The sequence below is a fragment of the Burkholderia sp. 10_S31 genome (assembly GCF_056930375.1).
On the sequence record NZ_JBXOWK010000003.1, the window covers coordinates 3031035 to 3042057 of the forward strand.

Sequence of the window (11023 nt, forward strand, 5' to 3'; positions counted from 1 at the left end):
CGGCGCCCGTTCCGGCCACCGGATGCGACCCTCGTGAAACCTCTCCTGCTCTCGCACTTCACCGCCACCAGCTGCATCGGCCGCGGCCTCGACGCGACCCTCGGCGCGCTGCGCCACGCGCGTGGCGGGCTCACGCCGTGCGACTTCGAGCGCGCCGAGCTCGACACCTGGATCGGCTCGGTGGACGGGGTCGATGCACAGTCCGTGCGCGCGGATCTCGCCGACTTCGACTGCCGCAACAACCGCCTCGCGCAACTCGCCCTCGTCCAGGACGGTTTCGACGCGCGCGTCGCGACGGCCGTGTCGCGCTACGGCGCTGCGCGCATCGGCGTGTTCGTCGGCACGAGCACGTCCGGCATCCTCGAGACCGAACGCGCATACGAGCAGCGCGATCCGGCGAGCGGCGCGCTGCCTGCCGGGTTTCGCTATGCGCACACGCACAATCCGTATTCGCCGGCCGCGTTCGTGCGCGCGTATTTCGCGCTGCGCGGGCCCGCGATGGCGATCTCGTCCGCGTGCTCGTCCGGCGCGAAGGTATTCGGCTCCGCGCGCCGGATGATCGAAGCGGGGCTGATCGATGCGGCCGTGGTCGGCGGCGTCGATTCGCTGTGCCTGACGACGCTGTACGGCTTCAATTCGCTCGAACTGCTGTCGCGCCGGCCGTGCCGTCCGTTCGACGTCGCGCGCGACGGCATCTCGATCGGCGAAGCCGCGGCGTTCGCGCTGCTCGAACGCGTGCCGGATGCGCCCGCCGTGCTCGACGACGACGCGATCCTGCTGCTCGGCATCGGCGAGTCGAGCGATGCGCACCACATGTCGTCGCCGCATCCGGAAGGGCTCGGCGCGCGCATCGCGATCGAACAGGCGCTTGCATCGGCCGGCCTCGATGCAAGCGACATCGACTACGTGAACCTGCACGGCACCGCGACGCCCAGCAACGATGCCGCCGAAAGCCGCGCCGTGGGCGCGCTGCTCGCGCGCACGCCGTGCAGTTCGACGAAGGGCGCGACCGGCCACACGCTCGGCGCCGCCGGTGCGCTCGAAGCGGTCGTCGCCGCGCTCGCGCTGCGCGAGCAGTTCGTGCCGGCCGGCGTCAACACCACGCAGCCCGACCCCGCGCTTGCCGCCGACTACGTGCTCGCGAGCCGCGACGCGCGCGTGCGAGCGGTCCTGTCCAATTCGTTCGGCTTCGGCGGCACGAATTGCAGCCTGATCCTCGGCCGCGCCGAGCACGCCCGCCGGGAGCCGACATGACACTCACCGCCTTCATCGAAAGCGTCGGCCTCGTCGGGCCGGGACTGAACGACTGGCCGCATGCGGCCGACGTGCTCACGGGCCGCGCGGCCTATGCGAGCGCGCGCACCGTGCTGCCGCCGCCAGCCGGCCTGCCGCCGGCCGAGCGCCGCCGCACGGGCCCCGTCGTGCGCGTCGCGCTCGCGGTCGGGCTCGAAGCGGCGGCCGCGAGCGGGCGCGATGCCGCCACGCTCGCGACCGTGTTCAGCGCGTCCGGCGGCGACGGCCAGAACTGCCACGCGATCTGCGAAACCCTCGCCTGCGAGGATCGCCACCTGTCGCCCACGCGCTTTCACAACTCCGTGCACAACGCACCGGCCGGCTACTGGAGCATCGCGACCCGCGCGATGGCAACGTCGAACGTGCTATGCGCGCACGACGGCAGCTTTGCCGCGGGCCTGCTCGAGAGCCTGTGCCAGGTGGCGGTCGATCGCGTGCCGAGCCTGCTGATCGCCTACGACACCGACTATCCGGAGCCGCTGCGCGCGGTGCGGCCGATCGTCGACGCATTCGGCGTCGCGCTCGTGCTCGTTCCCGACGCCAGCGAACGCACGCTCGCGCGCATCGACGTGCAGCTCACCGACGCGCCGGCGACGACGCTCGCGAACCGCGAACTCGACGCGCTGCGCACCGGTAATCCGGCCGCGCGCGCGCTGCCGCTGCTCGACGCGCTCGCCGCGCGGCGTGCGACGCGCGTCGTGCTCGACTATCTGGACGATGCGCGCGTGCAGGTCGATATCGCGCTGCCGGATGCCGCCGCGGAGCACACGCGATGAGCGCGCCCGTCTCGACGCCGATGCCGCCGCCGACAGCGACGCTCGATCGCGCATGGATCGCTGCGCACATTCCGCACGACGGCACGATGTGCGTGCTCGATCGAGTCGAAGCATGGGATGCCGCGCACATCCGCTGCAGCGCGACGAGCCACCGCGATCCGCACAATCCGCTGCGTTCGCGCGGCCGGCTCGCGTCGGTCTGCGGGATCGAATATGCGGCGCAGGCGATGGCCGTGCACGGCGCGCTGCTCGGTGCGCAACAGGCGCAGACGGAACAGGTGCGGCCGCGCGCCGGCTATCTCGCGAGCGTGCGCAACGTGGAGGCGTTCGTCGATCGGCTCGACACGTTCTCGCTACCGCTGATCGTCGACGCCGAGCGTATCAGCGGCGACGATCGCTCCGTGCTGTACGGCTTCGCGCTGCGCTGCGGCGAGCGCGTGCTGCTCAGCGGCCGCGCCGCGGTGATGCTCGATGCATCGGCGGCCGGCGCACTCGTTCCGCCGCCTGCGGGCCGCGCGGATTCCCGATGAATGAGCCCCAAGGAAACCACGTCGTGAAAGCACGTCAGTTCATTTGCACCGCGTTCGTTCTCGCGCTGATCAGCCCGATCGCGCACGCGGACATGTCGGAAGTGAAGCAGGACATCAAGCGCGATTCGAAGGAAGCCGCGCACAAGACCGGCGAGGCCGCGCGCAGCTTCGGTCATGCGACCGCGAGCGCCGCGAAGACGGTCGGCCACGGCATCGCGCATGCGTCGCGCGAGGGCTGGGATGCCACCAAGCGCACGACGAAGCGGATCTTCCACAAGAACGATTCGGGCGGCGGCTCGGAGAAGAGCGGCGATTGAGCGTGAGCGGCCCGCGCACCGCAGACGGAATGCCGGGGATGCGGCACGACGCGTGAGCGCGCCGATGCCGCACCACCACCGTCAGCGCGCGCGGCTGCGCGAGCGACGCGCCGGCCCCCGCGTGAAACACCTGCCGTACGCGACCAGCCAGCAATCGCGATGATCGAAGTTTCGCAGCAGCCGTGCGCGGCGCCGCTCGAGCCAGTGAAGCACGATCGCCATCGTCAGCGCGACAGCCAGCGCCGAGCCGCCGATCACGAGTCCCATCCAGGTTTCACCCATGCCTCCTCCGGAATGCGAGGCCGGTGCGGCGCGCCTGCCGCGACACGGTGGCCGGACCGCGGGCGCACACGGCCCGCCGCCTGTGCGGCGAACCTGCGTCCGTAACCCGTCACCGCGCCCGCGCGCCGCTCCGGCGCTGGATACAGCGGGGAGCACGGCCCGGACGCGCGCGAACGCCGCCCGGGCCGCCGCGCGTCAGTGCATGTGCTGGCCGCCGTTGATCGCGATGTTGGAGCCCGTCACGAAGCCGGCCTCCTCCGAGCACAGATACGCGACCAGCGCCGCGACTTCCTCGGGTTGACCGAGCCGTCCCGCCGGAATCTGCGGAAGGATCTTCGTATCGAGGATGTCCTGCGGGATTGCCGTCACCATCTTCGTCGCGAGATAGCCCGGCGACACCGTGTTCACCGTCACGCCCTTGCGTGCGATCTCGAGCGCGAGCGATTTCGTGAAGCCGTGCATGCCGGCCTTCGCGGCCGCGTAGTTGGTCTGGCCGACCGAACCCTTCGAGCCGTTGACCGATGCGATGTTGACGATGCGTCCCCAGCCACGCTCGACCATGCCGTCGCAGACCGGCTTCGTCATGTTGAATACGGAATCGAGGTTGGTGCGGATCACCGCATCCCAGTTGACCTTGTCGAGCTTGCGCAGCGTCATGTCGCGCGTGATGCCGGCGTTGTTCACCAGGATGTCGACCGGACCGACTTCCCGGACGATCTTCTCGATGCACTGCTGGCACGAATCGTGATCGGCCACGTCCACCGGATATGCGTGGAATTCGCGGCCGGCCGCGTGCATCTCGGTCAGCCAGCGATCCGCGCCGGTGTTGCTCGGCGAATACGTGACGACGACCCGGTAGCCCGCATCGTTCAACCGGATGCTGATCGCTTCACCGAGGCCGCCCATCCCACCTGTCACAACTGCAATTCGCTTAGTCATCCTATGAGTTACCGACAAAGAAAGTAGTCAATAATGCGGGGCGACGGCATCGCACATGCTGCCGCCCCACCGCTGCGGTGCACTGACGCCCTCGAGGCGGACGCCAGCGCACCGGAACATCACGCTTGTTGTTGGTTGCTTGTTGCGCGCGAAGGTTGCTTCGCGCGTGTGCGGCGCGGGCCCGCGCCGCACACGCGCAATATCGTCAGGCCCTGCTCAACCGCGTTCGACCGCGAGTGCGACACCCATCCCGCCGCCAATGCACAGCGACGCCAGCCCGCGCTTCGCGTCGCGCTTGACCATCTCGTGCAGCAGCGTCACCAGGATCCGGCAGCCCGACGCGCCGATCGGGTGGCCGATCGCGATCGCCCCGCCGTTCACGTTCACCTTCGACGTGTCCCAGCCCATCTGCTTGTGCACCGCCAGTGCCTGCGCCGCGAAGGCCTCGTTGATTTCCATCAGGTCCAGGTCGCCCGGCGTCCAGCCCGCACGTTCCAGGCAGCGGCGCGATGCCGGTACCGGACCCATGCCCATCACGCTCGGATCCACGCCCGCGTTCGCGTACGCCTTGATCCGCGCAAGCGGCGTCAGGCCGAGTGCCGCCGCCTTCTGCGCCGACATCACCAGCACCGCCGCCGCGCCATCGTTCAGGCCCGACGCGTTCGCCGCCGTCACCGAGCCGTCCTTCGAGAACGCCGGCTTCAGGCCCGCCAGCGATTCCGCCGTCACGCCGTGACGCACGAACTCGTCCGTCGCGAACTGCAGCGGCTCGCCCTTGCGTTGCGGAATCGCCACCGGCACGATCTCGTCGTTGAAGCGCCCGGCCTTCTGCGCCGCTTCCGCCTTGTTCTGCGACAGCGCCGCGAACGCATCCTGCTCCTCGCGCGTGATTCCGTATTCCTTCGCGACGTTCTCCGCCGTGATGCCCATGTGGTACTGGTTGTACACGTCCCACAGACCGTCGACGATCATCGTGTCGACCAGCTTCGCGTCACCCATCCGGAACCCGTCGCGCGAGCCCGGCAGCACGTGCGGCGACGCGCTCATGTTTTCCTGGCCGCCCGCGATCACGATGTCGGCATCGCCTGCCATGATCGCGTTCGCCGCCAGCATCACGGCCTTCAGGCCCGAACCGCACACCTTGTTGATCGTCATGCCCGGCACCGCGCTCGGCAGGCCGGCCTTGATCAGCGACTGGCGCGCCGGGTTCTGCCCCGAGCCCGCCGTCAGCACCTGGCCCATGATCACTTCGCTCACCTGCTCGGGCTTCATGCCCGCGCGCTCCAGCACCGCGCGAATCACCGTCGCGCCCAGCTCCGGTGCCGCGACCTTCGCGAGCGAGCCGCCGAATTTGCCGACCGCGGTCCGCGCGGCCGATACGATCACTACGTCCGTCATGTTCAGTTCCTGCATTGAAATCAGTGGGTCGATCCGTATCGCGTGCCGGTGCCGGTGCGACTTGGCGCAGCCGACGGCGGCGCATGAGCGCCGCGCGGCCCGGGATGCGGCTGCACGCTCGCGCTCCTGCTCGCCGCACATCCGCATGTTCCGGCCGTACCCGGCACGCTGCGGCGAGCCGGACGTTCGCCGATCGCCACGCGGCACACGCGGCGGCCGGCGCCCGCCGGCGCCGTTCAATCGTGTCGCGCCTGCGCGCGACACGCGGTCATGCAGCCGATTCGCGCGAAGCGGTTTCCTTGCGTGCGGCGGCTGCCGTCTGCTTGGCACCGCGCGCCGTCGTTTCGCTGACCGCCTCGAAACCGCTTTGCGCAGCCTCGATCGCCTGCCCTGCCGCAGCGCGCACGGAGTCGGCCGCGGCGCTCGCCGCGGACAGCGCCGAGTTAAACGCAGCGACCACGGGGGCCGAACCGGCCGGCGCATGCTTCGTCAGCTCGCCGAACACGTCCTTCACGCGCTTGTCGGTCTGCTCGTACTGAGCCTGCGCGACCTTCGCCCATTCGGTCTGCGTCGACACCGCGATGTCGAACAGATGGCGACCGTACGCGACGGCCTTGCCGGCGGCTTCCTGCGGCGCAGTGACCTGCTGCGCGAAACCCGCGGCCGGGTTGCTCACGTTGAACGCGTTCTTCAGCTTGTCCTCGTACTCCTCGAGCGCCGTCTTGGCCGCTTGCAGGTTGAGTTCGACGACGGCCTCGAAACCGCTGATCGCCGGACGGGCAATCGCAAACCAGGCAGCGATTCCGGACTGATAATCGGCGGTGAGTTTTTCGGGGGAAAATACGGACATCGGCACGCTCCTGTTAGCAATGCGAGAGACGACAAAAAAATGGAAGTCAGTTCGACGGCCTGCTTCCTTATTGACATCCCGCAGACCCTATTGAATGCGAGAAGTTGAGGATAGCCATTCTAAATGGATTAATTGTCAATTAAATGGCATTAATCCTAGGTGAAAACCCTTATTGAACGGATTGACCGCTACTCCACGGAGGCCACACGCACTGGGGGCCTTGCTGTAACGCCCTGTCCAGACATGGCTTTTACCTTTTTACAGCATGACCCGCCAACCCCCTGCAACATTTACCTCGTCATTATTCCCGTCATTAGAAAAGAGGTACGCATTGAAAAACGGAGCGGCCGCCGATGTAATCGTTTTTCCAGATTTATTTTGAAATCGTTACCGGGTTTATTAATGAACGATTCAATGATCGTATAAATTTCCGGATACGACGCCAACACTCTCACCCGACCAGCTCGCGATGCAGCGCGCGAAACTCCTGCGCGAGCTTGTGCGCCGGCTCGAGATGGATCACCGGCTTCGACTGCTGATGCGACTCGCGGATCTTCACCGACGCCGACAGCCGCGACGCCAGCACCGGCAGCCCTTCGTCGACGAGTTCGTCGACCAGCCGCTGCGGGAGGCTCGCGCGCGGCTGGAACTGGTTGATGACGATCCCTTCGACCTCGAGCGCCGCGTTGTGGTCCTGCTGGATTTCCTTCACGTTCTCGAGCAGCGTGTACAGTGCGCGACGCGAGAAGTCGTCGCAGTCGAACGGAATCAGGCAGCGCTCGACCGCGATCAGCGCCGAGCGCGTGTAGAAGTTCAGCGCGGGCGGCGTGTCGATGTAGACGGCGTCGTAGGCATCGAGCTCGTTCAGCGCATCGCGCAGCTTGTAGATCTTGTAGCGCGACTCGAGCTTGCCGTGCAGCGCGTCGAGGTCCGGATGCGCGGGCATCACGTCGAGCCCGTCGAACGGCGTCGGATGGATGAACGACTCGACGTCGACCGGCCGGAAGTTGAACGTCAGCGCGGTCTCGAAGAATTCGGCGGCGCCCGGATGCGCGTCGGTCGCGCGTTCCCCGAGCAGGTAGCGCGTGGAATTCGCCTGCGCGTCGAGGTCGATGACGAGCGTGCGCAGCCCTTCGCTCGCGCTGATTGCCGCCAGGTTGCAGACGATCGTCGACTTGCCCACGCCGCCCTTCTGGTTGAATACGACCCGCCGCATTGTGTCTCCTCACTCGAAAACGTCGAAACAAGAAGCTTAGCCGGTCAATAATGGCTGTCGCGTGACGCAGGTCGAATTGTGCGCAATTGGGCGCGATGTGTATCAACGGCGCATCACCGGCCCCGATACATACCGGTTGCCCGGCACGCTCCACCGCCACGGCAAATCCTTGCCGACGCGAATGCCGATGCGCGGCCCACCCGCCAGATCGGTGGGCGGCGCGACACCATCGTCGACGATCGCGAACCCTTCGTGCGCGCCGATCAGGTCGACACCATCCTGCGCGCCGGCGATCCCCATCGCCTGGGTCAGCCGCGCCGGCCCCCGGCACAGGTCGCGATCAAGCGTCTGCGGCGGCCGCGCCGCACGCATTTGTTCGAGCCCTAGCAGCGGCTCGAGCGCACGAATCAGCACGCCCGTTCCCGTGCCGTCCGGGCCGCACACGCAGTTGCAGCACCAGTGCATGCCATAGGTGAAATAGACGTACAGGTGCCCCGGCGGCCCGAACATCGTCGCATTGCGCTGCGTTTTGCCGCGATAGGTATGCGCAGCCGGGTCGATCGCGCCGGCATAGGCTTCCACTTCGACGATCCGTCCGGCCCGGCCGTCCGCGGCCGCGAGGACCTTGTTCAGCAGTTGCGGGGCGACGTCGGTGGCCACGCGGTTGAAGAACGCGCGCGGCAGCACGGTGCCCGGCCACCGAGGCGCGTTTTCATGGTGACGCATCCCGCCCCTCCGGTTGAAGACCGGACCCGGCCTTCGCCTGCAAACGAAGCTGACGGTATGCGTCGACCAGATCGTCGAGACCGAACGCGAGGTTTCTCCCGCTGGGATTGGGCAGCACCCAGACCCTCGCCCCCTGCATACGGGCCGGTTGCAGCCCCCACTCGACTTCTCGCTGCCCGGAAAGCACCGCGTACGCCGCCTTGCCGAGAAATGCGACGAAGCGCGGCCCGTAACGCCCCACCTTTTGGTCGAACGCCGCAGACGCAGCGAGGAATTCCGCGCGCGAAAGCTGATTGGCACTCGCGGTCGGCCGCTTCACCACCGCCGTCAGGCCGCAACCAAACCGGAGTATCGCGTGATCGTCCTGCGGCGAAATTTCCGCCGGCGTGAAGCCCGCGAGATGGATCACGCGCCAGAAGCGGTTGTTTCTCCCCGCGAAGTGATGCTCGGTCGCGGCCGCGGTCAGGCCAGGGTTGATCCCGCAGAACAGCACGTCGAGATTCGGAGCGATGAGGTCGGGAAGTTCGTCAGCCACGTTTTACCTGGCGCACAAGGAACATTGACGTAAACGGAAAAGGGCCCGAAGACCCGGGCCAAGCGGTTGGCTTGACTCGGACATTCAGGCCCATCGTGATGCTGGATGCCGACTTGCCGATCAGAACGGGATATCGTCGTCCATCTCGTCGAAGCCGCCACCTGCCGGCGCGCTCGGACGGCTCTGGCCGCCGCTTGCGCCACCGCGCGGTGCGCCGCCGGCACGACCGCCGCCACCGCCGCGCTCCATCTGTTCGCCGCCACGACCGCCGCCGCCACCAGCGTAGCCGCCGCCATAACCGCCTTCGTCACCGCCGCCACCGCCGCCGCCCGCACCACCGCGGCCGCCGAGCATCTGCATCTGGTCGGCGACGATTTCGGTCGAGTAGCGATCCTGGCCGTCCTGGCCCTGCCACTTGCGCGTGCGGATGCGGCCTTCGATATAGACCGACGACCCCTTCTTCAGGTATTCGCTGACGATTTCGGCGAGACGGCCGAAGAACGCGACGCGGTGCCACTCGGTCATTTCCTTGAAATCGCCGCTTGCCTTGTCCTTGTAGCGATCGGTCGTCGCGAGACGGATGTTCGCAACCGCGTCGCCGCTCGGCAGGTAACGGACTTCAGGATCGGCGCCGAGATTGCCGACGAGGATGACCTTGTTGACGGATGCCATGTGTTTCTCCAGTAAATTCGATGCCGGGCCGCCCGCGAATGTCGTCGGAGCGGCCCGCCGGACAGGCCGGCGAGCGCCGCCGGTGCCTGCCCGAAAAGAGGTTCAGGCCTTGCGCGGCGGCGCTTTCATGCTGGCCGCGATTATAAGCCACGCGGCAACGAGCCCCGAGCACGCATAGAAGACGGTGTTCGCGCCGCCGTGCTTCAGCAGCCAACCGCCCACGATGCCGCCGAGCGCGAGCCCGATCGATTGCGTGGTGTTGTAGACGCCCGTGGCCGCGCCCTTGCGCGAACCGGGCGCGAGCTTCGACACGAGCGACGGCTGCGACGCCTCCAGGATGTTGAAACCCAGGAAGTACACGAACAGGATCGCCGCCACAATGAGGATGGTATGCGGTGCGCTGCCGAGCAACAATTGGCCGATCAGGATAGCCAGAATGCCGCCGAGCAGCACCGGCTTCATCTTGCCCCGTTTTTCCGCGACGATGATCGCCGGGACCATCATCACGAACGCGAGCCCCATCACCGGCAGGTAGACCTTCCAGTGCGCGGCGACCGGCAGCCCGCCGTCGACCAGCAGGCGCGGCACGACGAGGAACAGCGCCGTCTGCGTCGCGTGCAGCACGAGCACGCCGAAGTTCAAACGCAGCAGCTCGCCGTTGTGCAGCACCTCGGCGAACGGCGCAGGCACGTGCACGGGCTTCGCCGCGTCGGGCACGATCCACACGACGACGCCGATCGCGAGGATCGACAACACGCCGACGATCGCGAACAGCCCGCTCATCCCGACCCAGTGGAACACGATCGGCGCGCCGACGATCGCGACCGCGAACGACACGCCGATCGAGCCGCCGACCATCGCCATCGCCTTCGTGCGGTTCTGCTCGGAGGTCAGGTCGGCGATGAACGCGAGCACCGCGGACGACACGGCACCCATCCCCTGGATCACGCGGCCGACGATGATCCACGTGATGTCGTGCGCGAACGCGGCGACGAAGCTGCCGAGCGCGAAGATCAGCAGGCCGGTGGCGATCACGGGCTTGCGCCCGAACTTGTCCGATGCCCATCCGTAGAAGATATACAGCAGCGACTGCGTGACGCCGTAGGCCCCGAGCGCGATGCCGACCAGCAGCACGTTGTCGCCGCCCGGGATGGTTTTCGCGTAGACCGAGAACACCGGCATGATCATGAACAGGCCGAGCATGCGCAGCGCGAAGATCGCCGCGAGCGACGTGGTCGCGCGCAATTCGGGCGCACTCATGCGGGAAGACGTGGCGGACGGATTGGACATCGGGAATGAATTTCGAATGATCGGAATGTCCGCCCGGCGGCGGGCGGCGGAAGATCAGGGCCACCGGCCCGGCACGCCTGGCAGGCGCTTTCCGGGGCCGCTTTCCGGGACGTCCCGAGGCAGCCCGCGGGCAGCCCGAAGCCGTGCGGCGCGGCCGCTTTCCCCGGCGTGGGCACCGCCTTGCTGCCAGCTGCTGCAA

Annotated in this window: 13 protein-coding genes; 4 read left to right on the forward strand and 9 right to left on the reverse strand. The window is 67.6% G+C overall.

The window, feature by feature from the left end; genetic code table 11:
• Positions 1-33: 33 nt before the first annotated feature.
• From AC1Z3W_RS34265 to AC1Z3W_RS34280, 4 genes are read left to right on the forward strand one after another with little or no spacing between them, the layout of a single operon-like run.
• Entirely contained in the window at positions 34-1254 is a 1221-nt protein-coding gene (locus tag AC1Z3W_RS34265; protein ID WP_124833597.1) for a beta-ketoacyl-[acyl-carrier-protein] synthase family protein, read from the forward strand.
• A complete protein-coding gene (locus tag AC1Z3W_RS34270; RefSeq protein ID WP_483509400.1) occupies positions 1251-2069 on the forward strand; it encodes a beta-ketoacyl synthase chain length factor in 819 nt (272 codons plus the stop codon). The genes AC1Z3W_RS34265 and AC1Z3W_RS34270 overlap by 4 nt, the downstream gene beginning before the upstream one ends.
• The gene (locus AC1Z3W_RS34275) at positions 2066-2599 is read left to right on the forward strand and encodes a hotdog family protein (RefSeq protein ID WP_057926547.1); all 534 of its coding nucleotides are present in this window, start codon (positions 2066-2068) and stop codon (positions 2597-2599) included. Before AC1Z3W_RS34270 ends, AC1Z3W_RS34275 begins: the two co-directional genes overlap by 4 nt.
• On the forward strand, positions 2596-2916 hold the full coding sequence (locus AC1Z3W_RS34280; protein ID WP_057926546.1) for a hypothetical protein: 321 nt from the start codon (positions 2596-2598) through the stop codon (positions 2914-2916). The genes AC1Z3W_RS34275 and AC1Z3W_RS34280 overlap by 4 nt, the downstream gene beginning before the upstream one ends.
• A gap of 81 nt (positions 2917-2997) precedes the next feature.
• On the opposite strand, the gene AC1Z3W_RS34285 is transcribed toward AC1Z3W_RS34280, so the two are convergent.
• The 9 genes from AC1Z3W_RS34285 to AC1Z3W_RS34325 form a co-directional block, all read right to left on the reverse strand.
• Entirely contained in the window at positions 2998-3198 is a 201-nt protein-coding gene (locus tag AC1Z3W_RS34285; protein WP_057926545.1) for a hypothetical protein, read from the reverse strand.
• Between the two features lie 195 nt (positions 3199-3393).
• Positions 3394-4137, reverse strand: a complete 744-nt coding sequence (gene phbB, locus AC1Z3W_RS34290) for an acetoacetyl-CoA reductase (protein ID WP_124833595.1) — start codon at positions 4135-4137, stop codon at positions 3394-3396.
• A 216-nt stretch (positions 4138-4353) separates the two neighbouring features.
• Positions 4354-5535: an acetyl-CoA C-acetyltransferase gene (locus tag AC1Z3W_RS34295; protein ID WP_483509401.1), complete on the reverse strand. Its 1182-nt coding sequence runs from the start codon at positions 5533-5535 to the stop codon at positions 4354-4356.
• A gap of 268 nt (positions 5536-5803) precedes the next feature.
• Positions 5804-6385 (reverse strand): TIGR01841 family phasin, encoded by a 582-nt coding sequence (phaP, locus tag AC1Z3W_RS34300; protein WP_483509402.1) that lies wholly within the window; start codon positions 6383-6385, stop codon positions 5804-5806.
• Between the two features lie 451 nt (positions 6386-6836).
• Positions 6837-7601 carry a ParA family protein gene (locus AC1Z3W_RS34305; RefSeq protein WP_057926542.1) on the reverse strand — a complete coding sequence of 255 codons (765 nt, stop codon included), beginning with the start codon at positions 7599-7601 and terminating at the stop codon, positions 6837-6839.
• Positions 7602-7703: 102 nt separating this feature from the next.
• Positions 7704-8327: a DNA-3-methyladenine glycosylase gene (locus AC1Z3W_RS34310; protein WP_057926541.1), complete on the reverse strand. Its 624-nt coding sequence runs from the start codon at positions 8325-8327 to the stop codon at positions 7704-7706.
• Positions 8314-8862: a G/U mismatch-specific DNA glycosylase gene (mug, locus tag AC1Z3W_RS34315; RefSeq protein ID WP_483509403.1), complete on the reverse strand. Its 549-nt coding sequence runs from the start codon at positions 8860-8862 to the stop codon at positions 8314-8316. The genes AC1Z3W_RS34310 and mug overlap by 14 nt, the downstream gene beginning before the upstream one ends.
• 120 nt (positions 8863-8982) lie before the next feature.
• Entirely contained in the window at positions 8983-9534 is a 552-nt protein-coding gene (locus AC1Z3W_RS34320; protein ID WP_124834240.1) for a single-stranded DNA-binding protein, read from the reverse strand.
• A gap of 102 nt (positions 9535-9636) precedes the next feature.
• Positions 9637-10824 carry an MFS transporter gene (locus AC1Z3W_RS34325; RefSeq protein WP_057926538.1) on the reverse strand — a complete coding sequence of 396 codons (1188 nt, stop codon included), beginning with the start codon at positions 10822-10824 and terminating at the stop codon, positions 9637-9639.
• Positions 10825-11023: the final 199 nt, after the last annotated feature.

Excerpts from the sequence above, each read along its gene's own strand:
- AC1Z3W_RS34270 (WP_483509400.1), top strand. The coding sequence starts at position 1,251 with ATGACACTCACCGCCTTCATCGAAAGCGTCGGCCTCGTCGGGCCGGGA.
- AC1Z3W_RS34275 (WP_057926547.1), top strand. The coding sequence starts at position 2,066 with ATGAGCGCGCCCGTCTCGACGCCGATGCCGCCGCCGACAGCGACGCTC.
- AC1Z3W_RS34280 (WP_057926546.1), top strand. The coding sequence starts at position 2,596 with ATGAATGAGCCCCAAGGAAACCACGTCGTGAAAGCACGTCAGTTCATT.
- AC1Z3W_RS34285 (WP_057926545.1), bottom strand. The coding sequence starts at position 3,198 with ATGGGTGAAACCTGGATGGGACTCGTGATCGGCGGCTCGGCGCTGGCT.
- phbB (WP_124833595.1), bottom strand. The coding sequence starts at position 4,137 with ATGACTAAGCGAATTGCAGTTGTGACAGGTGGGATGGGCGGCCTCGGT.
- AC1Z3W_RS34295 (WP_483509401.1), bottom strand. The coding sequence starts at position 5,535 with ATGACGGACGTAGTGATCGTATCGGCCGCGCGGACCGCGGTCGGCAAA.
- phaP (WP_483509402.1), bottom strand. The coding sequence starts at position 6,385 with ATGTCCGTATTTTCCCCCGAAAAACTCACCGCCGATTATCAGTCCGGA.
- AC1Z3W_RS34305 (WP_057926542.1), bottom strand. The coding sequence starts at position 7,601 with ATGCGGCGGGTCGTATTCAACCAGAAGGGCGGCGTGGGCAAGTCGACG.
- AC1Z3W_RS34310 (WP_057926541.1), bottom strand. The coding sequence starts at position 8,327 with ATGCGTCACCATGAAAACGCGCCTCGGTGGCCGGGCACCGTGCTGCCG.
- AC1Z3W_RS34320 (WP_124834240.1), bottom strand. The coding sequence starts at position 9,534 with ATGGCATCCGTCAACAAGGTCATCCTCGTCGGCAATCTCGGCGCCGAT.
- AC1Z3W_RS34325 (WP_057926538.1), bottom strand. The coding sequence starts at position 10,824 with ATGTCCAATCCGTCCGCCACGTCTTCCCGCATGAGTGCGCCCGAATTG.